Origin of the sequence: Kaistia dalseonensis (assembly GCF_030814715.1) — a bacterium.
GTDB lineage: Bacteria > Pseudomonadota > Alphaproteobacteria > Rhizobiales > Kaistiaceae > Kaistia > Kaistia dalseonensis.
In genome coordinates, this window is sequence record NZ_JAUSVO010000002.1 from 370,755 (window position 1) to 392,872 (window position 22,118).

Consider the following 22,118-nt stretch of genomic DNA (forward strand, 5'->3'; position numbering starts at 1 on the left):
TCATTCCTGCAGCAGCCTATCCGTCGGGACGCGGACCGTAATCTCCCGCTGTGTCGGCTCCACGAAGGTTGCGAGCGCGAAAACGACGCCATAGGCCACTGCAGCGATCACGATCAGCGCCAGGATGAAGCGCGAGAGGGTCGGCATACGGGGGCAGCCTTTTCGTCATTTCAGGCAGAAACTTATGCCCATGGCAGCCGTGTCGTGGCAAGCGCATGCGCTTCGGCTTGACAGCGTCGCCCGCCTCCGCTTCTTCCTGCACGGCGCGAGCGCACGGGCGGACGGAAAGATGGACGACAGCTCTGATGAGGCGAAGCCTGCCGACACGGCCCTGGTCGACCGACTGGGCACGCGCACCATCGTGCTGGTCGGGCTGATGGGCGCCGGCAAGACATCAGTCGGCAAGCGCCTCGCGGCCAAGCTGCAACTGCCCTTCATCGACGCCGACGCGGAAATTGAAAAAGCCGCCAATGCGACGATTCCCGAGATCTTCGCAAAGCATGGCGAGGCCTATTTCCGCGACGGTGAGCGGCGCGTGATCCGCCGCCTGCTGGATGGCCGTCCAAAGGTGCTGGCGACGGGCGGCGGTGCCTTCATGAGCGAGGAGACGCGCGAGGCGATCGCCGCCGGCGCCATCTCGATCTGGCTGCGCGCAGACCTCGACATTCTGATGGCGCGTGTCCGCAAGCGCTCCAACCGGCCATTGCTCCAGACGGCCGATCCCGAGGCCACCATGCGTGGCCTGATGGACCAGCGCTATCCGGTCTATGCGAAGGCCGATATCCATATCCTGTCGCGCGATGTTGCCCATGACGTCGTCGCCGACGAAACCATACGCGCCATAGACGCCTTCCTGACCGAGGAAGAGGCCGCACGAAGGAACCCGCAATGAACACCGCCGCGACCACACCCGATGTGACGACCGTTCGCGTCGAACTGGGCGAGCGGGCCTATGACATCGTCATCGGCCGGGGGCTTCTCGCGGCGGGCGGCAAGCTGGTCGCGGAGCGGCTGCCGAAGGTACGCGCCGCGATCGTGACCGACGAGAATGTCGGCCGGCTGCATCTGCCGACGCTGTCCGCGAGCCTTGCCGAGGCGGGCATCGATCATGTGCCGGTCATCGTGCCGCCGGGCGAGGGATCGAAGAACTTTGCGACGCTGGAGCAGGTGGTGCGCGCCGTACTGGCCGCCCGGCTCGAACGCGGCGACATCGTCATCGCCCTCGGCGGTGGCGTCATCGGCGATCTCTCCGGCTTTGCCAGCGCGATCGTCCGGCGCGGCATGCGCTTCGTCCAGGTGCCGACGTCGCTGCTGGCGCAGGTCGATTCCTCCGTCGGCGGCAAGACGGGCATCAACACGCCGGAGGGCAAGAACCTCGTTGGCGCTTTCCACCAACCCGACCTCGTCATCGCCGATACCGGCGTGCTCGACACGCTCTCCCCGCGCGAGTTTCGCGCCGGCTATGCCGAGGTCGCCAAATACGGGCTGATCGACGATCCCGACTTCTTCGCATGGCTGGAAGCGAACTGGGCCGGCATCTTCTCCGGCGGGCCGGAGCGCGAATATGCCGTCGCGACCAGCTGTCGCGCCAAGGCCAAGGTCGTCGCCGCCGACGAGCACGAGACCGGCGAGCGCGCTCTGCTCAATCTCGGCCACACCTTCGGCCATGCGCTGGAGGCGGCGACGGGTTATTCGCAGCGCCTCGTCCATGGCGAGGGCGTGGCGATCGGCATGGCGCTGGCGCATCAGTTTTCCGCGCGCATGAACCTATGCTCCCCCGATGATGGCGAGCGTGTCGTGCGCCATTTGAAGGCGGTCGGCCTGCCGACGACGATTGGCGACATAGCGGGCGACCTGCCGGACGCCGATGGGCTGATGAAGCTGATCGCGCAGGACAAGAAAGTTTCCCGTGGAACACTCACCTTCATTCTGACACGTGGCATCGGCCAGGCCTTCATCGCGAAGGATGTGCCGCCCGACGCCGTCCGCAGCTTCCTCCAGGAGAAGCTCGAAGCCTGAGCTTTCGCTCGCGCGGCGAAAGAACGGGCGCAAACAGCAGAGCGGCGACGCCAGAACCGCCTTTGATCCTGCAGTGCCATTGCCGGCCGGCCTTCATCATGCCTAGACTTGGCAGTGGGGGCGAGAGGATGCGAGGACGGGCGACGTGATCTCCGTCGGGCCCCGATGGAGGTGGCCCGTGTTTGACGTGCTCGAAACTTTTGGCGGCTGGTACGATCTGCCCGCCAACATCTCCTATATTCTGTTCGCGATCTCGTTCTTCCTGACCAACATCTTCTGGCTCAGGATTTTCGTCATCGTCTCGCTCGCTTTCGAGATCGTCTATTTCGCGATGTCGAGCAGCTATCTCTACACCGGCATGATCTGGGATGTGATCATCATCCTGATCAACCTCTACCGCCTCATCACGCTGCTGAACGCCCGGCGGATCCTCGGAAGCGCGAGCGGCGGCTACCTGCTGAAGCAGAGCATCGGCGAACTGGACGACGAAAACCTGGTCGAGCTGATGAAGCTCGGCGAGGCCTTCGACCTGACGCCCGGTGCGCTGCTGACCGAGCAGGGCAAGCCGGTGGAGTTCGTCTATCTCGTCGCGGCGGGGCACGCGGTCGCCGAAGTGGCGGGCGTCGAGGTTGGGCGCATCAACCCCGGCGAATTCGTCGGCGAAGTCTCGTTCCTGACCGGCATTCCCGCCACGGCGACCGTCAGGGCGTCGGAGCAGCTTTCGGTGATCGCGCTCGACAGCCTCAAGCTCTCCGAGGCCTGCGCTGCCGATCCCAAGGTCTCGGCCGCCATTCACCAGGTCATCGGCAACGCGCTGGCGCGCAAGCTGGTCGCCTCGAACCGCCAGATCGTGGCCGAGGCCAGGCCGGCCTGAGGCCGCAGGAGGCGCCGCTAGCCCGGAGCCCGGGCTTCGATCGCGAGCGCGTGCACGCCTGCCGCGAGCTCATCCTTCAGCAGAGCGTTGATGGTCCGGTGCATGTCCACGCGGCTCTTGCCCCGAAAGGCCTCGGCGGTGATCCTGACGCGGTAATGTGTCTCGCCCCCCGGGCGGGCACCCTGATGGCCCTTGTGCAAATGCGACTCGTCGATCACATCTAGGCTCTCTGGCGACAGCGCTGCTTCCAGCACCGCCGCAATCCGTTCCTTCGTATTCATTCCCAACCTCTTTCACTGGGGGCGAAACTTCGCCTTGTCCGTGAGGGGGCTGGCTACCATAATCGCATCATGAAGCTCGATTCAAAACTCTTCGATCGGATCAGGATCCGCCCGGCGGAGGACCCGGTCCTGAAGGAGACCAACCCGCCTTGCGGCTGGGCGGGATGCGATCGGCCGGGCACGCACAAGGCGCCGAAGGGCCGCAATCGCGAAGGTCAGTACCACCATTTCTGCATCGACCACGTCAAGTTGTACAATAAGTCGTACAACTACTTTTCCGGCATGGGCGACGACGACATAGCCGCCTACCAGAAGGATTCGCTGACCGGCCATCGCCCGACCTGGACGATGGGCGTCAACAGCGCCGGCGAGCAGCGTGAACGCGTCAAGACCCATGCGGCGCGCGACTGGACCGGCGGCATACGCGATCCCTTCGACATGTTCGGGCCCGGCTATGGGCCGAAGCAGGCAGAGCCTGAAAAGCCGCAGCGCCACCTGAAGACGCTGGAGCGCAAGTCCTTCGACACGCTCGAACTGGAAGGTTCCGAGGCGGCGGCGGACATCAAGGCGCGCTACAAAATGCTGGTGAAGCTCTACCATCCCGATGCCAATGGCGGCGACCGCGGCTCGGAAGACCGGCTTCGAGAAATCATTCAGGCATACAACTATCTCAAAGCCGCCGGCTTCTGCTAGAACGGCATTTCAGACCCGTTCGCCTGCGCGCGAAACCGGCCTCCCCGCCTTGGAACCGACCGAAAGCGTCCGTCGGACGCCACGGAGCAGATATGACTGATAAGACGACCGACACGACCGCCCTTCCCGATACGACGATCTCGGTCCGCGAGGTGTTCGGCATCGACAGCGACCTTCAGGTGCCCGCCTATTCCGCCCCGAACGAGCACGTTCCGGATGCGGATGCGGATTACCTGTTCGACCGGGCGACCACGCTCGCCATTCTCGCCGGCTTCGCGCGCAACCGCCGCGTCATGGTCACCGGCTATCACGGCACGGGCAAGTCGACCCATATCGAGCAGGTCGCGGCACGCCTCAACTGGCCGTGCATCCGCGTCAATCTCGACAGCCATATCAGCCGTATCGACCTGATCGGCAAGGATGCCATCGTCATCAAGGACGGACTGCAGGTCACGGAATTCCGCGACGGTATTTTGCCCTGGGCCTACCAGCACAATGTCGCGCTCGTTTTCGACGAATATGATGCCGGCCGCCCGGACGTGATGTTCGTGATCCAGCGCGTGCTGGAATCGTCGGGCCGCCTGACACTGCTCGACCAGAACCGCGTCATCCGGCCGCACCCGGCCTTCCGCCTGTTCGCCACGGCCAACACGGTAGGCCTCGGCGACACGTCGGGCCTCTATCACGGCACGCAGCAGATCAATCAGGCCCAGATGGACCGCTGGTCGATCGTGACGACGCTGAACTACCTGCCGCACGACAACGAGGTGAACATCGTCGTCTCGAAGGCGAAGCATTTTGCCGATCCGAAGGGCAAGGCGCTGGTCGGCCGCATGGTCCGCCTCGCCGACATGACCCGCTCGGCCTTCATCAATGGCGATCTGTCGACCGTCATGAGCCCGCGCACCGTCATCACCTGGGCCGAGAACGCCGAGATCTTCGGCGATATCGGCTTTGCGTTCCGCGTCACGTTCCTGAACAAGTGCGACGAACTTGAGCGGGCATTGGTGGCCGAGTTCTACCAGCGCGCCTTTGGCGAAGAGCTGACGGAATCGGCAGCGAATGTCGTGTTGAGCTGAGACGAGCCGGAGCCCATCGCCAATGGGCGAGGACTCCAGGACGGGTGATCGCGCGGCACGACAGCCGGCGACACCCCTTCCGGCCCTGACCGGCGCCCTTTCCCGCAAGCGGGAAAGGGAGAAGGAAAGAACCATGAGCGGCAGCAATAGCGATCCGAGACAGAAGCCCGGCGAGCCTGCGACAGAGCCCTTCAAGCGGGCCGTCGCAGGCTGCGTGCGGGCGATCTCCGGCAAGCCGGACCTCGAAGTCACGTTCTCCAACGACCGGCCCGTACTGACCGGTCTGCGGGCGCGCCTGCCTGAGCCCGGTCGCAAGCCGACCGCGAACGAAATCGCCATCACGCGCGGCCTCGGCGATTCCATGGCGCTGCGCCTCGCCTGCCACGATACCGCGCTGCATCGGACCGTCGCGCCGGAAGGCAAGAACGCGCGCGCGGTTTTCGACGCTGTCGAGCAGGCCCGCGTGGAGGCGATTGGCGCCCGTCGCATGGATGGCGTCGCCGGCAATCTGGCCGCCATGCTCGAAGACCGCTACCACCGCGGCAATTTCCACGAAATCACCGAGCGCTCGGAAGCGCCGCTCGAAGACGCCGTATCGCTGCTGCTGCGCGAGAAGCTGACTGGGCAGAAGCCGCCCGAATCCGGTGCCAAGATCGTCGATCTCTGGCGCGATTGGATCGAGGAGCGCGCGGGCGACAGTTTCGACAAGCTCTCGACGACGCTCGGCGACCAGAAGCGCTTCGCTTCGGCCGTTCGTTCGCTGCTTGCCTCGCTCGAAATGGCCGATGAGCTCGGCGGTGGCGACGAAGACGATAATGACGAGAAGGGCGACGCCTCCGAGGATTCGGGCTCCGAGCAGGAGAACCAGTCCGAGCAGGCGGAGCAGGCCGAAAGCGAGGCTTCGGAGGAATCCGACGCCACGGGCGATGAGGCCGAATCGGGCGAGACCGAGACGACCGAGGCCGGCGCCGAGGACGAATCCGAAGGCGAGGACGCCGAGGATGCGCGCGACGCGGGCGAGGCCAAGCGGCCCGATAGCCCCTATTCGAACCATGGCCCCAATGTCGACTACAAGGCCTTCACCACGCGCTTCGACGAGATCATCAAGGCCGAGGATCTCTGCGACGCGGCCGAGCTCGATCGCCTCAGGAGTTTCCTCGACAAACAGCTCGCCAATCTCCAGGGCGCGGTGGGACGGCTCGCCAACCGGCTCCAGCGCCGGCTGATGGCGCAGCAGAACCGCAGCTGGGATTTCGACCGCGAGGAAGGCATGCTCGATCCGGCGCGGCTCCACCGCGTCGTGACGGACCCGATGCAGCCGCTTTCCTTCAAGATCGAGAAGGACACGGATTTCCGCGACACGGTCGTGACGCTGCTGCTCGATAATTCCGGCTCGATGCGCGGCCGGCCTATCACCGTGGCCGCGACCTGCGCCGACATTCTCGCACGCACGCTCGAGCGCTGCGGCGTCAAGGTCGAGATCCTCGGCTTCACGACCCGCGCCTGGAAGGGCGGACAATCGCGCGAAGCCTGGTTGCAGGCTGGCAAGCCGGCAGCGCCGGGCCGGCTCAACGATCTGCGCCACATCATCTACAAGGCGGCCGACGCACCCTGGCGGCGCGCGCGGCGCAATCTCGGCCTGATGATGCGCGAAGGACTGCTGAAGGAAAACATCGACGGCGAGGCGCTCGCCTGGGCGCATGAGCGGCTGCTCGCGCGCTCCGAGCAGCGCAAGATCCTGATGATGATTTCCGATGGCGCGCCGGTCGACGATTCGACGCTGTCCGTGAACACCGGCAATTATCTCGAACGGCACCTGCGTGCCGTGATCGAGGATATCGAGACGCGCTCGCCGGTCGAACTGATCGCGATCGGCATCGGCCACGATGTCACGCGCTATTATCGCCGTGCGGTAACGATCGTCGATGCGGAAGAGCTTGCCGGTGCGATGACCGACAAGCTCGCCGAACTCTTCGACGAGAAGTCATCGGCCCCGGCGCGCGCGGCGCCACGCCGGAGAGCGTCCGCTCGATGAAGCGCCTGCGCGGCGCGATTGCCGGATTGCTGCTGATCGCCTCGGTCGGAGCGGCGTTCCCCTCCGGCTTCGCGCCGGAGCCTTTGCGTACCACGCCGATCGGCAATTTTCTGATCGGCCGCAACGCCACCCGCTTCGGCGAATTCGAATTTGCCGGCGGGTTGGTCCTGACGTCGCAGAACCGCAAGTTTGGCGGGCTCTCCGGGCTCGGTATCAAGCCGGACGGCCACAGCTTCGTCTCGGTTTCCGACATGGGCTATTGGTTTCGCGGCACGCTGCTGCGCGAAGGCGGCAAGCTGGTCGGGATCGCCGATGCGCAATGGGCGCCGATGCTCAACGACAAGGGTCAGCCGCTCGGCTCCAAGCGGAACGCCGACGCAGAAGGCCTGCGCCTGACGACGATCAACGGGCGCGAAGCGGCCTATGTGTCGTTTGAACGCAGCAACGATCTCCGCCTCTATCGCGCCGATCCCGATCTCGCCTCGGCGCGTCCGCAAAAGGTCAAGCTGCCGTCCTCGCTGAAGGGGCTCGTCAGCAATCGCGGGCTGGAGACGATCGCGCTGGCGCCCGCCAAGGGCCCGCTGGCCGGCTCCCCTGTGCTGGTCTCGGAGCGCTCGCTCGACAAATCGGGCAATCACCGGGCCTGGATCGTCAACGGTCCGCTCGCCGGTGCATTCTCGGTCGTCCGAAGCGATGATTTCGACATAACCGACGGCGCCTTCCTGCCGAATGGCGATCTTCTGCTGCTGGAGCGGCGCGTCATCATGCCGATCGGCGTCGGCATGCGGCTTCGGCGCATTCCCGGCAATCAGATCAGGCCCGGCGCGCTGGTCGACGGCCCCATCGCCATGCAGGCCGACATGCTGAACCAGATCGACAATATGGAGGGCCTCGCCGTAAGCCGCGACGCCGACGGCGCGACCCGCATCACCCTCGTCTCGGACGACAATCTCAGCATCATGCAGCGAACGCTGATGCTGGAATTCATCTGGCAGGGTCCGGGCAGCACCGTCTCGAACTGACCGAAGCGGTTGCCATCCCACAAACGACAACGGCCGCCCGAAGGCGGCCGCTGCAAAAGGTCTTGAAGAACTCGATCAGGCTGCGACGGCAGCTGCCTCGATCTTCTGGGCAATCTTGCGCTTCAGGATACGGGCGCGCAGCGAAAGCTCATCTGCAGAGGCCTTGACCAGGAACGCGTCGAGACCGCCGCGATGCTCAACCGAACGCAGGCCATTGGCGCTGACGCGCAGCTTGAAGCTCTGACCGAGAACGTCGCTCATCAGGGTGACGTTGAGAAGATTCGGCAGGTACCGACGACGGGACTTGTTGTTGGCATGGCTGACGGTGTTGCCAGTCATGACAGCCTTGCCGGTCAGTTCGCACACACGGGACATGAGACAGACATCCTTCTTTTCCGCCGCAGCGCGCCGGGTTCGGCAGTCATCACGGCAGGGGTATTGGAAAAAGTTGGGCCATCTCTTAGTCACCGAAGACCGGGCCGTCAAGCTTTCCGGGCGATCGCGGGGCGAGGAAAGCGCGCCAAATGGCTTCCGATCCGCAAATTTGGTGGCGAAGGTAACACTTTCGAGACGTTCGGCGACTATGGTTAATGACATGACAACGGCGAACGGCATTCGACGGGACCACTCCATGAACCGGATCCGACCTTCACGCCTCCTGATGCGAACGGGCCTCGCAGCACTTCTTGGCCTTGCGACAGCATCAGCCGAGGCTCGTCCCCAGACGATCCCCAATGGATCGCTGGAGGCCAGCTACAACATCCTGCTGGGCGGGCTGACCATCGGGCGCTTCAAGCTCGACACGATCGTCGATCGCTCGGAATATACCGTCACGGTGCGCGGATCGACCAGCGGCGTCAGCCGTTTCGTCTCGGACGGAACGGGTCTCCTGAAGAGCAGCGGGCGGATCAGCGGCACTAAACTGCTGCCGAATGACTACTACCTCGACACCACCGAAAACGGCCGCATGAGCAGCAATGTCAACATGCGCATGAACGCGGGCAATATCGTTTCCGTCGCCGCCCTGCCGCCATTGATGAAAAAGGCTGATCGCGTTCCGATCCTGCCGCGGCACAAGCACAATATTCTCGATCCACTATCGGCAATGATCGTTCCGCTCGACAAGGACCATATGAGCGCGGCCTGCAATCGCTCCATACCCGTCTTCGACGGATGGCAGCGCTTCGACGTCAAGCTGTTCTACAAGTCGACCGCCGAGGTTCGCGGCGAGAACGGCTCCTATTCCGGCCCGGTCACGGTGTGCGGCGCGCGCTATATCGCGCTGGCCGGCCACCGCCCGACCCTCGAGGCGGTCCAATTCATGGAGCAGAACAAGGACCTGGAGGTCTGGTTCGCGCCGGTCGAGGAGCTGGGCGTGCTGATGCCCTTCCGCATGCAGATCGGAACCGAAGTCGGTATCCTGACGATCCACGCCTCGCGTTTTGTCGGCCAGGGATCGACCCAGCGCGCCTCGGCGGAGTGAGATCCGCCGGCTCCGAACCGAAAGCGCACGATCGCCGCGATTGTGCCGAAGCAGGACAGATGGCGGGCAATGGTTAAGGCGGGGAGTGCCGACGGCGCCCCTGCATTCCATGCTGAAGCCGCCAGCGACACTGCCTATAGTGTCCCGGGCCAATCGAGCCCCCAATAGCGGCGGGCACGAAAGCGGAACGAATCGAATCGAGCGATTCGTCCATGCTCCGTTCCGCGTTCGGCCGCTTTGTTAAGGGCGAGCGCGCCAGAGCCTCGCCACATCTTCACCCTTCACTAACCACGTCGACAGGCAATTCCCGTTGCCTCGCGCGTTAATATTCGAACCAGATCGCTGCCTTTGCGCATCGAATTTTGCGTTCGCTTGGTGTTTTGCCGCCGCCCGCACCACATATGTGGCCGTGAACAGAACGCGAAGGGATGCGAGTCAGCGATTCGGACATCGTTTGTTCCAGACTCGTTCCGGTTGTTAAGACGAAACGGCGCAGTGCAAAAAAATCGGCCCCCTTTGTTTCGTCGTGATACAGAAAGGGCCTCCCAGATATGTCAGGGACTGTGAGACCGCCCGCGAGATGACGGAATTATCGAGACTGCGGGGCGCTGGCGCCGGTGGGCGCAACGTCACCGCCGTGTTGGGGCCGACCAATACCGGCAAGACACATCTCGCCATAGAACGCATGCTGGCCCATTCCAGCGGCGTCATCGGCCTGCCGCTCAGGCTGCTGGCGCGCGAAGTCTATGGACGGGTCGTTGCGCGGGTCGGGACCGAAGCGGTCGCGCTGATCACGGGCGAGGAGAAGATCATCCCCGCCAACCCGCGCTACCGGGTTTGCACGGTCGAGGCGCTGCCGTCGGAGACGACCGCCTCTTTCCTGGCGATCGACGAGATCCAGCTCGCCGGCGATCTTGAACGCGGCCATGTCTTCACCGATCGCCTGCTCAACCTGCGCGGACGCGACGAGACATTGCTGCTCGGCGCCGCGACAATGCGCGGAATCATCGAAAAGCTGCTGCCGGGCGTGAACGTCGTCACGCGGCCGCGCATGTCGATGCTGACCTATTCCGGCTCGAAGAAGATCACCCGCCTGCCCCGCCGCTCGGCCGTCGTGGCGTTTTCGGCCGATGAAGTCTATGCGATCGCCGAGCTGATCCGCCGCCAGCGCGGCGGCGCCGCCGTCGTGCTCGGCTCGCTCTCGCCGCGCACGCGCAATGCGCAGGTCGAACTCTTCCAGTCCGGCGACGTCGATTTCCTCGTCGCCACCGATGCGATCGGCATGGGACTGAACCTGGACGTCGACCATGTCGCCTTCGCGCAGGAGCGAAAATATGATGGCTACCAATATCGCCGCCTGACCGGCTCGGAATTCGGACAAATCGCCGGACGCGCCGGACGCCATCTTCGCGACGGAACGTTCGGCGTGACGGGACAGGTCGATCCGTTCGAGGACGAACTGATCGAGGCGCTGGAAGGGCATCATTTTTCGCCCGTCCGCACGCTGCAATGGCGCAACCGCGCGCTCGATTTTCGCTCGATCGACGCGCTGCGCTTGAGCCTCGACCGGCCGCCCGAAGTCGAGGGGCTTTCCAAGGCGCCGCCGTCCGAGGACGTGACAGTGCTCGAAATCGTCAATCGCGACAGTGGGATACGCGATCTCGCCAAGGGGCAGGAGCGGGTTGCGCTGCTCTGGGATATCTGCCAGATTCCCGATTATCGTCGTATCGCACCGGCGAACCACGCCGAGCTGGTCGGCGAGATCTTCACTTTCGTGGCGCGCGACGGTGCTGTGCCGGACGACTGGTTTGCCCGCCAGATCGCCTTCGCCGACCGTACCGATGGCGACATCGATACGCTCGCAAATCGCATCGCCCACATTCGAACATGGACATTCGCGGCGAATCGTCCGAACTGGCTTTCTGATCCTCGCCATTGGCAGGAGCGCACGCGCGCGATAGAGGATCGTCTTTCGGATGCGCTTCATGAAAGGCTGACCCAGCGTTTCGTGGATCGGCGCACCAGCGTCCTGATGAAGCGGCTTAGAGAAAACGCCATGCTTGAAGCAGAAATCACGACCTCCGGCGACGTGCTGGTCGAGGGACAGCATGTCGGAAGCCTGCAGGGTTTCCGCTTCACGCCTGATCCCAAGGCCGACGGACCCGACGCCAAGGCCATTGCCGCCGTCGCCCACAAGGCGCTGGCCGGAGAAATCGAACGCCGCGCCGAGAAGATCGGCAAGGCTCCCAATCCCGAATTCGTCCTTTCGGTCGATGGCACGCTGCGCTGGCTCGGCGCCCCGGTCGCCAAGATCGTGTCGACGGATGAATATCTGAAGCCGCGGCTGATCTTGCTCGCCGATGAAAGCCTGACGGGCCCGTCGCGCGAGCGCGTGCAGGACCGTGTCGATCTCTGGCTGAAGAGCCATGTCGAGACGCTGCTGAAGCCGCTCTTTGATCTCCTCTCGGGTGTCGAGCTGACGGCGCCGGCGCGCGGCATCGCCTTCCGCATCGTCGAGGGACAGGGCGTGCTCGATCGCTCGGAGGTCTCGGACGAGTTGAAGGCGCTCGACCAGGAATCGCGTGCGGGCCTCAGGAAGCTCGGCGTCCGCTTCGGCGCGTATCACGTCTATGTGCCGGCGCTGCTGAAGCCGGCCCCGAGCGCGCTCAACGCGCTGCTCTGGGCTCTGAAGAACCAGGGCCTCGACACGCCCGGCCTCGCCGAGCTGCCGCAGCTCTCCGCTTCGGGCCGCACAACCATCCTGGTCGACCCGACTTTCGCCCGCCAGCTCTATCGCGTCGTCGGCTACCGGATCGCCGGCAATCGGGCCGTGCGCCTCGATATTCTCGAGCGCCTCGCCGATATCATCCGTCCGCTGATCGCCTGGAAGCCGACCTCCGACAATCTCGTTCCGCCGGATGGCGCCGTCGATGGCAATGGCTTCACCGTCACGGTCTCGATGACGTCGCTGCTCGGCTGCTCGGGCGAAGATTTCGCCGGCGTGCTGAAATCGCTCGGCTATCGCCTCGATCGCCGCCCGGCCCCGCCAAAGGCGGCCCCGATCGCCGCCGTGCCGGCCCCCGCGCCGGTAACCGCCAGCACGACCGTTACCGAGACGGTCGAGAGCGCCGAAGAGACTGCACTCGCCGAGGAGACGATCACCGCCGAGCCGGTGATCGATGTGCTGGAGAGTGTTCCGGTCGAAACGCCGGTCGAGGACGAGGCGGTTGCCGAAGCCATCGCCGAAACGACGGAGGCCGTCGCCTTCGACGAGACGGAAGCGGCAGAGGCCATTGCCGACACCGCCGCATCGGAGGCCATCGACGAAGCCGCCGAGACCGTGGCCATCGACGAGGCCGTGGAAGTGACCGAGGCGGACGAGACGAGCGCGACGGCTGAAGCCGGCGAGACGACGACCGTCGTCGAAGTGATCACCGAGACCATCGTCACGGAGACGACCGCTGTCGAGACGCCGGCCGAGCCGGTCATGATCGACGTCTGGCGTCCCGGCCGCTTCGATCGCCGCCCGCCGCAGCGCGAGCGTCATGATCGTCGCGGTGGCCGCCAGCCGGCAGCCGGCGCCGCCGCGGAGGCCGCGCAGCCGGCCGATGGCGAAGCGCGCCGCAATGATGGCGAGCAGCAGCGCCAGGGCCGCCGTCACGGCCGTCCGCCGCAGCGCGATGGCCAGGATAGGCCGCATCAGGATCGTCCGCGTCAGGACCGCCCGCAAGGTGGTCAGGACCGGCGCGAGGATCGCGGCCAGCGGCATGACCGCCCGCACGGCGATCGGCCGGACCGCCGCAATCAGGACCGTCCGGGCGATCACCGCAACCAGCAGGCGCAACCGCCGCGCCGCGAGGAGCCGCGGCGCGAGCGTCCGATCGATCCGAATTCGCCCTTTGCGGCACTCGCGGCCCTGAAGGCCGATCTCGAGGCCAAGAAGCGCGGCGGATAGGACACGGCGAAGACGGCCGGGAGACGCGATGAACGAGGAGACGGGCCGCCAGCGGATCGACAAATGGCTCTGGTATGCCCGCCTCTGCAGGACACGGACGATTGCCCAGAAGCTCGTCCAGTCCGGCGGGGTCCGCATCAATCGCGAGAAGATCGATGCGCCCAGCCGTCCCGTGAAGCCCGGCGATGTGCTGACCGTGGCGCTCGAACGCCAGGTTCGTGTCGTCAAGATCCTCGATCCCGGCACGCGCCGTGGTCCGGCGCCGGAAGCGCAGCGCCTCTATGAGGATCTGACGCCGCCAAAGCCGCCGGTCGACACGCCGCAATCCGGCGGCCCGAGGCCGACGAAACGGGACCGTCGGGCGATCGATGCGTTCAATTCTGCGTCTTCGCCCTTCAGCGAGGACGATTTTTCCGATGATGGGGAAGACTGAGCAAACCGTTCGGCGGATCGCCAAACTGCGGCATCCCGAATCCTTGCACCTCATTCCCAAACCGTTTACGCCAACGCTCTGCCCGGGACATGATCGTGCCCGCCCGAGGAGACTGCCGTGCCCTATGTCGTGACCGACAACTGCATCCGCTGCAAGTACACGGATTGCGTCGAAGTATGTCCGGTGGACTGCTTCTACGAGGGCGACAACATGCTCGTCATCCACCCCGACGAATGCATTGATTGCGGCGTGTGCGAGCCGGAATGCCCCGCCGAGGCGATCAAGCCGGATACCGAGCCGGGCCTCGAGAAGTGGCTGAAGCTCAACGCCGAATATGCCGAGAAATGGCCGAACATTACCGTCCGCAAGGAGCCCCTGCCGGAGGCTGCCGAGTTTGACGGCGTGGCCAACAAGCTCGAGGCGCATTTCTCGCCGGAGCCCGGCACCGGCGACTGATATCGCGACGCCGCAGAGTCCGACTGAATGATGCTGCAGGGCGATATCCGCCTTGCCGTAATCGTAAAGCTTTGTTTTCCGGGTATTTTGTGATATATACCCAACACAGTCGGTAAAAACTTACGGCATCGCCGCACCCCGTTTGGTGTTTGGTTCGTGATCAGCCCTCAATATTTGAACGATTAGGCGTCAAGGCGCGACATATGAGCGCGCCGGCGACTGGTCGTCATTGAGGTTTGCCGCGCGCGTGACCACCTGATCGTGCAAGCGATTTTCCCATCGGCTGACATGATGAGCGAGCGAGCCTGCCGGTTCGCCTCCGGGATTTCGCGTCCCGGCGCCGGCGCGTTCGCTGGAGTGGTGGATAGGACGGGGTTCGTCGATATCCGGCCTCAGGCTTAGGCGAGCCGGGACCGTCACCCTAACGGAGTTAATACGCGTATGGCCGCACTGAAGAAGACCACTCAGCGTTCCGATTTCAAGGCCGGCGAGCATATCGTCTATCCGGCGCACGGTGTTGGCGAGATCGTCGGCATCGAGGAACAGGAAGTGGCCGGCATCAAGCTCGAACTGTTCGTGATCGCGTTCGAGAAGGACAAGATGAAGCTGCGTGTCCCGGTCGCCAAGGCGAACTCGGTTGGCATGCGCAAGCTGTCCGACGCCGCGACTGTCAAGAAAGCCCTCGAGACGATCCGTGGCCGCGCCCGCGTCAAGCGCACCATGTGGAGCCGCCGGGCCCAGGAATACGAAGCGAAGATCAATTCGGGCGACCTGATCGCGATTTCGGAAGTCGTGCGCGATCTCTATCGCTCCGACAGCCAGCCCGAGCAGTCCTATAGCGAGCGCCAGCTCTATGAGGCGGCTCTCGACCGCATGTCGCGCGAAATCGCGGCGGTGAGCGAGATCTCCGAGACCGAGGCCGTGCGCCAGATCGAGCAGAACCTCGCCAAGAGCCCGCGGCGCGGCGGCAAGGATGAAGCCGTGGTCGAGGCCGAAGCCGAGGATGGCGACGACGAAACGCATGACGAGGCCGCATAAGGCCTTCGCCCGCAGATCCGCTTCATGGCGGATCTGAGAGGTTCAAAAAAACGCCCGGCCCCGCGCCGGGCGTTTTTTTGTGTCCGCCCTGCCCTGCCACCCCAATCTTGCTCTCTGCCCAGGCCATCGGGTCTTGTCGTTCGGCGCTGGCGCACTACCCTTGCGTCATTCCCCCTTGTTGGATCGGCGATCAGATCGCCTCTCCTCCCATTTTGCGCACGCGCCGATCACGGCTTCGTTGCAGTGCATCACGGCAATGTGTCGAGCCGTTCTGCAACCTTCGCGTAGGCTCGCCGGTACCTCTTGCGTGAACTTCATGTCACCACTTGAAGGAGGGGGAGTACCATGGGCACATCGGCAATATCCGGTCGTCAGTTCATCAAGGCGGCCATGCAGGCACCCTATCTGGAGCGCGAGGAAGAACGCGATCTGGCCGTTCGCTGGCGCGACGTACACGACCAGGCGGCTCTGCACCGGCTGACCGCCTCGCATATGCGACTGGTGATCGCGCTCGCTTCGCGTTTCCGCCATTTCGGCCTGCCCATGGGCGACCTGATCCAGGAGGGCCATGTCGGCCTGCTCGAGGCGGCCGCCCGCTTCGAGCCGGATCGCGACGTGCGCTTCTCGACCTATGCCACCTGGTGGATCCGCGCCTCGATCCAGGATTACATCCTGCGCAACTGGTCGATCGTGCGCGGCGGCACGAGCTCGGCGCAGAAGGCGCTGTTCTTCAACCTGCGCCGGCTGCGCGCCAAGCTGACCCAGGGCACGGAGGCGGTGCCCAACCACCAGATCTACCAGCAGATCGCGCTGACGATCGGCGTTTCGAGCGACGATGTCGCGATGATGGATGCGCGGCTGTCGGGATCCGACACCTCGCTCAACGCGCCGATGCACGACGCCGACAGCTCGGCCTCCGACCGGCAGGATTTCCTGGTCGATGACGGCCCGCTGCCGGACCAGATGGTCGGCGAGGCGATCGATGGCGAGCGGCGGCTGTCATGGCTCAGGGACGCCATGTCGATCTTGTCGGCGCGCGAGGCGCGGATCCTGCGGGAGCGGCGGCTGCGCGAAGACGGCGCGACGCTGGAAGCGCTGGGCGAGACGCTCGGCATCTCCAAGGAACGCGTGCGCCAGATCGAGAACCGCGCGATCGAGAAGCTGCGCGTCGCGCTGCTGCGCGAGCATCCCGACCGGGCGAATTTCGTCTGAGGCTCGAGCCTCAGGCCGTCCAGACCTCGGCGCGGGGCTCGCCCTGCCCGAGTTCGGCCAGCAAATCCTCGATGACGCTCACGACGAGCTTGTGATCGTCCGCCTGCGGCAAGCCCGAAACGGTCGCCGTGCCGACCATGCCAACACCGGCGACATTGATCGGGAAGCAGCCGCCATGGGCGCGGAAGAGCGCGGGATCGACCAGCGCGCTCGCGGCGAAATCCACCCCGCGCAGGCGCGCGCGCTGGCCGATATAGAAGGACGAATGACCGAAGCGGCGCACCACGGCCTTCTTGCCGGCGACCCAGAATTCGTTGTCGGCCGATGTGCCGGCGAGCGCGCAATAGAACAGGCGCTGGTCGCCGCGGGCGATATCGACCACGATGGCGAGTTTTTCCTGACGCGCGCGCTCGACGATCCGCGTGCCGAGCAGGATGGCGATGTCGTTGTCGAAGCGGTCGAAGACGAGCCGCTTCTCCTGATCCAGCAAATCCTGCAGCAGGTTCTGGTCTTCGCTCATCACGCCCTCGATTGTCACGACAATGGCCCGGTTCGCCGTCTGGCATCGCATCTGGGCCCGGCAAGGTCAATCGTGCCGGGAACCGACAGGCTGCGCCCCTTGAGGCGCGAGCGATGCGGAAATCGGCGCGGGGCCGTTTCCGCCCCTTTCAACGCAAGCGGGAGAATGCGACGATCACGCCAATGCCTGCCGCGACCAGACCGCCGAGCATCCGACCAGCCGTCCGTGGGCATCGCCACGCGATCGCCATCGTCATGGTTTTTGTCGCAATCTTGATGGCCGACGCGACTGCTTCGGCCAAGGGCGAAACCATGGCGGAAGAGCATCTCATCGGCGGGACGAGTTGCGCGCTCGTCGACGGCGAAACGGGCGTCGTGGCCTCGGTCGTCGATGGCGACACGGTGAAGCTCGACACGGGCATCGAGGTGCGCCTGATCGGCATCCAGGCGCCGAAGCTGCCGCTCGACCGCCCCGACTTCGCCGCATGGCCGCTGGCGGCCGAGGCGAAGGCGGCGCTGGAGAGGCTGGCGCTCGGACAGCCGGCGATCGTGCGCTATGGCGGCACGCGGCGCGACCGTTATGGCCGCGCGCTCGGTCAGGTCACGGTGCTCCCTGAGGATAGCGAGGAAATCTGGCTGCAGCGCGCCATGCTGGATCAGGGCTTCGCGCGGGTCTATTCCTTCCCCGATAACCGGCAATGCCTCGGCGCATTGATGAACGCCGAGCGGGAAGCCCGCAAATCGGGGCTTGGCGTCTGGAGCGATCCGTACTACGCCATCCGCGCGGCCACCGACCAGGCCCTTGCAACCGAACACGACGTATATGATTTGGTTGAAGGAACGGTTTTTTCCGTCGGCGAGCGCGGCCCGATCGTCTATCTCGATTTCGGGCGCGACTGGGCGACGGATTTCACCGCCGTGCTATCGAAGGAAGCAACTGAGACGCTGACGGCAGAGGGGCTGGACGTCGGCACATTGATGGGAAGACGGGTTCGGCTGCGCGGCTGGATCGAGAGCCACGACGGCGCGAGCATGCGGGTCACACATCCCGAGCAGCTCGAACTGTTGGATGACGGAGAGTGATGGCGGACATCGGTGCCGTGGGCGCAGTGCCCCGGAACGCGGACCGGAGCCGGTTCGGACGGATCATCCTGGTGCTGGCGAGCCTCGTGCTCGCCGGATGCACGACCACGCTCGAAGGAACCTATGGCCCGCCGCAGACCGTCGCCGGCGCGGCCAATCCGGCGCCCGTCGATCCCGTCCAGGCCAAGATCGGCGCGGAGGAACATCCGCGCATCGTCGCCAATTTCGGCGGCGTCTATCATGACGACAAGCTCGAGAAGACGCTGGCCCGCATTGTCGGCCGCGCCGTTGCCGCCTCGGACGATCCCTCGCAATCCTATCGCATCACCATCCTGAACAGCCCCTCGGTCAACGCCTTCGCGCTGCCGGGCGGCTATCTCTATGTGACGCGCGGGCTGCTGGCGCTCGCCAACGACAGTTCCGAGGTCGCGGCCGTCATCTCGCACGAGATGGGCCATGTGACCGCCAACCACGCCATGCAGCGCCAGGAGAAGGCGCGCGCCGCCATGATCGTCAGCCGCGTCGTCACCGACGTGCTGCAGAACGACGATGCCGGCCAGCTCGCGCTCGCCTCGAGCCAGCGCACGCTTGCCGCCTTCTCGCAGCAGCAGGAGCTGGAGGCCGACGCGATCGGCGTGCGCACCATCGGCAAGGCCGGCTATGATCCCTTCGCCGCCGCCCGCTTCCTCGATCAGATGGGGCGCTACGCGGCCTATAAATCCGCCGGCACGCTGCAGGACAAGCAGCCGGACTTCCTCGCCACCCATCCCGCGACGCCGCAGCGCGTTGAATTCGCCGTCCGCGCCGCCCGCCAGTTCGGCGCGCCGGGCATTGGCGAGGTCGACCGGGACCGCTATCTGATGGGCATAGACGGCATCGTCTATGGCGATGACCCGTCGCAGGGCTTCGTGCGCGGCAAGCTGTTCCTGCATCCGAGCCTCGGCGTCGGCTTCGCCGTGCCGGATGGCTTCGTGCTCGACAATACCTCCGACGCCGTGCTCGCGACCGGCCCCGACGGCACGGCGCTGCGCTTCGACGGCGCCAACCTGCCGCCCGGCACCTCGCTCACCGATTACCTCGCTTCCGGCTGGGTCAACGGGCTCGACAAGGCATCGATCAGGACGTTCACCGTCAACGGGCTCGAAGCGGTCTCCGCCCGCGCCCAGGCCAAGGGCTGGGTGTTCCGCATCGCGGTGATCCGCGCGGGCGACGCCGCGACCTATCGCTTCATCTTCGCCAATGAGAGCGATACGCCCGGGCTCGAAAAGGCCACGGCGGCCACGGTGCAGAGCTTCCGCAAGCTGACGCCGCAGGAAGCCGCCTCGCTGCAGCCGCTCCGCATCCGCATCGTCACGGTCCAGCCGGGCGACACGGTCGACACCATGGCGGCGCGCATGCAGGGCGTCGACCGGCCGCGTGATCTCTTCCTCGTCCTGAACGACATCAAGCCCGGCGCCGGCCTTCCCGCCATTGGCGAGAAGGTGAAGATCGTCCACGACTGAAGCCGTATGGCGGGCCGCCCTATGCCGGCTGGGCCCGCCACGCAATGACGCCCGCCGTCCGCGCCCGCACCTCCGGCCATGCGAGGCATGTCGCGACGGCCTCGTATCCCGGCGCGCCCGGATAGGGATCGACAAGGCTCGGCGGCGCGTGATTGGCGGGGCAGAGAATGATCGCCTCATTGACGCCGACCGCCTCGAGATCGAGGATCGCGCGGGAGCGGGTCATCAGGATCAGCGGCCGTCCGACCGGCGCCTGGCGGCGGAGATGGGCGATCAGGGCTTCCTGCGTCGCCTGCTCCAGCCCATCCTCCACCATGTCGATGACCAAGCTGGCCGGCCCCTCCCGTTCGAGCCCGACCAGCAGGGCGACGAGCGCCGGCGATACCGTCGCGCCCTCATCGACCAGCAGCGCCAGGCGATGCTCGACCCGCCGCCTCAGTGTCGGATCGGCATCGAGCGTCGCCCGCGCCGTGGCGCCGTCATCGGAAAGTCGCTCCAGCCCGAGATAGGCCGCGTTCGGCAAGGTCTCGGCGAGGCGCTGCGCCAGCCTCGTCTTGCCGCTGCCCAGCGGGCCGATGATGTAGGTGATCGGCCTGAGGTCCCGGAGTTCGAAGCGCTCGCCGCCCCACGGCCAGGGCAGGTCGAATGCGACGCTGGTCCGGCCGGCAGGGTCCAGCAGCCGCGACAGGTCCTCCATCGCGGGCGCCTTGCCGTCGGCGATCTCGCCGCGGAGCGCGCGAACACGCGCGATCGTCTCGCCGAGCCTGACCACCTGCGCCTGCAGCGCGGCCTCATGCGTGGCGAGCGCGGGTTCGAGGGATCGGGGATCGCCATCCAGCACGCGCCCAACCTCGGCGAGGCTGAGGCCGAGCGAGCGCAGGGCCGCGATCTCGGCGGCGCGGGCGAGCTCCTCCGGCCCGTAGGCGCGCCAGCCTGCCGCCGTACGAACAGGCGTAAGCAGGCCGCGCTCCTCGTAGAGCCGCAGGGCCTTGGTGGAAACGCCGAGCCGCCTTGCGGCTTCGGACGGATTCAGGAATTGCGCGGAAGAGCTCACGAATCACCTCGCCATTGACCAACCGCATCCCTTATCGGGGCGGCCCCAAGGGCCAGGTCAAGGGCCAGGTCAAGGGCCGGGTCAAGGTCGAGCGAAGCGCGTCTTGCGCAATCGGCCGCGCGATCCCTTCCTCGTACTGAACGACATCAAGCCCGTCGACGGATTGCCGGCAGTGGGCGAGACGGTGAAGATCGTCGCAGCGGGAGCGGGAGCGGCGTTCCGCTCTCCCGCTGGCCTCCCGCGGTCAGGGGCCGGCGGCGTCGTGACGAAGCCTGTGCCCTTCGATCTCGGCCCGGTGCCGCGCGGCCCATTCCGCGAGCTGATGCACGGTCGCCGACAGCGAATGGCCGAGCGGCGTCAAGTCATACTCGACCTGTGGCGGCGTGCTCGGCCGCACGGTGCGCGCCACCATGCCGTCGCGTTCCAGCGCCTTCAGCGTCCGGGTCAGCATCTGCTGCGAAATGCCGTTCACGTCGCGCTTGATGGCGTTGAAGCGCCGCGGCCCGGCCCGGAGCGCAACGACCACCTGGATTGTCCATTTATCGCCGACCCGGCTCAGGATCTCGCCGACCGCGCGACAGTCGCCGCCGGGCTTTGCGGTCACATCCATCTGCCCTGCTCCCCAACATATGCTTTTGACGAGAGTTCTCTGGTCCCATAAATGGCCGTGGTCAACAATCCTGACCGTGCTTCCGGGCGATCGCCTCGAAACCGGTCCCGCGGAGACCACGATGAAGCTGATCTATTTCCCGGCGGCCTGCAGCCTCGCCGATCATATCGCGCTGATCGAGACCAAACTCGCCTATGACCTCGTCAGCATCGACCATGGCAAGAAGACCGCCGATGGCCGCGATTTCCTGGCGATCAATCCCAAGGGCTACATTCCCGCGCTGGAGCTCGACGACGGGACGATCCTAACGGAAAACCAGGTCATCCTGGCCTATATCGCCGAGGCGAGCGGTCGCCTGCTGCCGGAGGGCATCGGCCGCTGGCGCGTGCTGGAAGCGCTGGCCTTCATGTCCTCGGAGATCCACCCGGCCTATCTTCCCTTCTTCAAGGATTTTCCCGAAGTGGAGAAGGCGCGCGCGCGGCAGAAGCTCGCGAAGAGCTTCGCGATTCTCGAGGACCAGCTCGGCGACCAGCCCTTCCTGTTCGGCGATCAGCTGACGATCGCTGATTGCTATCTCTTCTGGGTTCTGATGGTGGCGCCACGCAGCGGCGTGACGCTACCGGAGCGCCTCAACCGCTACTTCGCGCGACTGAAGCTGCGGCCCTCGGTCGTCCGCGCTTTCGCGGAGGAAGGACTCGCCCTCTGATCGGAGCGGGCATGAAGACCGCCGGCCCGGCGCGAGACCGGGCGCGGCGTGCCTTCGAAGAGGC

General features: G+C 65.5%; 22 protein-coding genes. 16 read left to right on the forward strand and 6 right to left on the reverse strand.

What is annotated here, in order from left to right; all coding sequences use genetic code 11:
* Nucleotides 1-147: a hypothetical protein gene (locus QO014_RS07910; protein ID WP_266348138.1), complete on the reverse strand. Its 147-nt coding sequence runs from the start codon at nt 145-147 to the stop codon at nt 1-3.
* 142 nt (nt 148-289) lie between these two features.
* On the opposite strand from QO014_RS07910, the gene QO014_RS07915 reads away from it, so the two are divergent.
* The 3 genes from QO014_RS07915 to QO014_RS07925 all read left to right on the forward strand — a co-directional run bounded on the left by QO014_RS07915 (nt 290) and on the right by QO014_RS07925 (nt 2,893).
* On the forward strand, nt 290-892 hold the full coding sequence (locus QO014_RS07915; RefSeq protein WP_266348139.1) for a shikimate kinase: 603 nt from the start codon (nt 290-292) through the stop codon (nt 890-892).
* Nucleotides 889-2,019, forward strand: a complete 1,131-nt coding sequence (gene aroB, locus QO014_RS07920) for a 3-dehydroquinate synthase (RefSeq protein ID WP_266348140.1) — start codon at nt 889-891, stop codon at nt 2,017-2,019. Before QO014_RS07915 ends, aroB begins: the two co-directional genes overlap by 4 nt.
* Nucleotides 2,020-2,197: 178 nt before the next feature.
* Nucleotides 2,198-2,893, forward strand: coding sequence for a Crp/Fnr family transcriptional regulator (locus QO014_RS07925; RefSeq protein WP_266348141.1), 696 nt, complete (start codon nt 2,198-2,200; stop codon nt 2,891-2,893).
* 17 nt (nt 2,894-2,910) lie between these two features.
* On the opposite strand, the gene QO014_RS07930 is transcribed toward QO014_RS07925, so the two are convergent.
* Nucleotides 2,911-3,174, reverse strand: coding sequence for a BolA family protein (locus QO014_RS07930; RefSeq protein ID WP_266348142.1), 264 nt, complete (start codon nt 3,172-3,174; stop codon nt 2,911-2,913).
* A 69-nt stretch (nt 3,175-3,243) separates the two neighbouring features.
* Between QO014_RS07930 and QO014_RS07935 the strand changes: the two genes are divergently transcribed.
* From QO014_RS07935 to QO014_RS07950, 4 genes are all read left to right on the forward strand, one after another.
* Entirely contained in the window at nt 3,244-3,867 is a 624-nt protein-coding gene (locus tag QO014_RS07935) for a J domain-containing protein (protein WP_266348143.1), read from the forward strand.
* A gap of 92 nt (nt 3,868-3,959) precedes the next feature.
* A complete protein-coding gene (gene cobS, locus QO014_RS07940) occupies nt 3,960-4,946 on the forward strand; it encodes a cobaltochelatase subunit CobS (RefSeq protein ID WP_266348144.1) in 987 nt (328 codons plus the stop codon).
* A 133-nt stretch (nt 4,947-5,079) separates the two neighbouring features.
* Nucleotides 5,080-6,981 (forward strand): cobaltochelatase subunit CobT, encoded by a 1,902-nt coding sequence (gene cobT / locus QO014_RS07945; RefSeq protein WP_266348145.1) that lies wholly within the window; start codon nt 5,080-5,082, stop codon nt 6,979-6,981.
* Nucleotides 6,978-8,003, forward strand: a complete 1,026-nt coding sequence (locus tag QO014_RS07950; protein ID WP_266348146.1) for an esterase-like activity of phytase family protein — start codon at nt 6,978-6,980, stop codon at nt 8,001-8,003. Before cobT ends, QO014_RS07950 begins: the two co-directional genes overlap by 4 nt.
* 75 nt (nt 8,004-8,078) lie before the next feature.
* On the opposite strand, the gene rpmB is transcribed toward QO014_RS07950, so the two are convergent.
* Complete coding sequence (rpmB, locus tag QO014_RS07955; protein WP_266348609.1) at nt 8,079-8,378, reverse strand: 50S ribosomal protein L28; 300 nt, start codon at nt 8,376-8,378, stop codon at nt 8,079-8,081.
* Between the two features lie 256 nt (nt 8,379-8,634).
* On the opposite strand from rpmB, the gene QO014_RS07960 reads away from it, so the two are divergent.
* The 6 genes from QO014_RS07960 (at nt 8,635) to QO014_RS07985 (ending at nt 16,580) form a co-directional block, all read left to right on the forward strand.
* Nucleotides 8,635-9,486, forward strand: a complete 852-nt coding sequence (locus QO014_RS07960; protein ID WP_266348147.1) for a DUF3108 domain-containing protein — start codon at nt 8,635-8,637, stop codon at nt 9,484-9,486.
* Nucleotides 9,487-10,066: 580 nt separating this feature from the next.
* On the forward strand, nt 10,067-13,441 hold the full coding sequence (locus tag QO014_RS07965) for a helicase-related protein (protein WP_266348148.1): 3,375 nt from the start codon (nt 10,067-10,069) through the stop codon (nt 13,439-13,441).
* A gap of 28 nt (nt 13,442-13,469) precedes the next feature.
* Nucleotides 13,470-13,874, forward strand: a complete 405-nt coding sequence (locus QO014_RS07970; RefSeq protein ID WP_266348149.1) for an RNA-binding S4 domain-containing protein — start codon at nt 13,470-13,472, stop codon at nt 13,872-13,874.
* Nucleotides 13,875-13,991: 117 nt separating this feature from the next.
* Nucleotides 13,992-14,330: a ferredoxin FdxA gene (gene fdxA, locus QO014_RS07975; RefSeq protein ID WP_266348150.1), complete on the forward strand. Its 339-nt coding sequence runs from the start codon at nt 13,992-13,994 to the stop codon at nt 14,328-14,330.
* Nucleotides 14,331-14,771: 441 nt separating this feature from the next.
* Nucleotides 14,772-15,368, forward strand: a complete 597-nt coding sequence (locus QO014_RS07980; RefSeq protein WP_266348151.1) for a CarD family transcriptional regulator — start codon at nt 14,772-14,774, stop codon at nt 15,366-15,368.
* 345 nt (nt 15,369-15,713) lie between these two features.
* Nucleotides 15,714-16,580 (forward strand): RNA polymerase factor sigma-32, encoded by an 867-nt coding sequence (locus tag QO014_RS07985; protein ID WP_266348152.1) that lies wholly within the window; start codon nt 15,714-15,716, stop codon nt 16,578-16,580.
* Nucleotides 16,581-16,590: 10 nt separating this feature from the next.
* On the opposite strand, the gene QO014_RS07990 is transcribed toward QO014_RS07985, so the two are convergent.
* Nucleotides 16,591-17,100, reverse strand: a complete 510-nt coding sequence (locus QO014_RS07990) for a heme-degrading domain-containing protein (protein ID WP_266348153.1) — start codon at nt 17,098-17,100, stop codon at nt 16,591-16,593.
* Nucleotides 17,101-17,375: 275 nt separating this feature from the next.
* On the opposite strand from QO014_RS07990, the gene QO014_RS07995 reads away from it, so the two are divergent.
* Together QO014_RS07995 and QO014_RS08000 are read left to right on the forward strand one after the other, a co-directional pair.
* Nucleotides 17,376-18,182 carry a thermonuclease family protein gene (locus QO014_RS07995; RefSeq protein ID WP_266348154.1) on the forward strand — a complete coding sequence of 269 codons (807 nt, stop codon included), beginning with the start codon at nt 17,376-17,378 and terminating at the stop codon, nt 18,180-18,182.
* Complete coding sequence (locus QO014_RS08000; protein WP_266348155.1) at nt 18,182-19,684, forward strand: M48 family metalloprotease; 1,503 nt, start codon at nt 18,182-18,184, stop codon at nt 19,682-19,684. Before QO014_RS07995 ends, QO014_RS08000 begins: the two co-directional genes overlap by 1 nt.
* A 19-nt stretch (nt 19,685-19,703) precedes the next feature.
* Here the strand turns inward: QO014_RS08000 and QO014_RS08005 are convergent, their stop codons facing one another.
* Nucleotides 19,704-20,738 carry a MerR family transcriptional regulator gene (locus QO014_RS08005; protein ID WP_266348156.1) on the reverse strand — a complete coding sequence of 345 codons (1,035 nt, stop codon included), beginning with the start codon at nt 20,736-20,738 and terminating at the stop codon, nt 19,704-19,706.
* A gap of 244 nt (nt 20,739-20,982) precedes the next feature.
* Nucleotides 20,983-21,348, reverse strand: coding sequence for a winged helix-turn-helix transcriptional regulator (locus tag QO014_RS08010; RefSeq protein WP_266348157.1), 366 nt, complete (start codon nt 21,346-21,348; stop codon nt 20,983-20,985).
* Between the two features lie 121 nt (nt 21,349-21,469).
* Here QO014_RS08010 and QO014_RS08015 point away from each other — a divergent pair, with 121 nt between their 5' ends.
* Nucleotides 21,470-22,054: a glutathione S-transferase C-terminal domain-containing protein gene (locus tag QO014_RS08015; protein ID WP_266348158.1), complete on the forward strand. Its 585-nt coding sequence runs from the start codon at nt 21,470-21,472 to the stop codon at nt 22,052-22,054.
* Nucleotides 22,055-22,118: the final 64 nt, after the last annotated feature.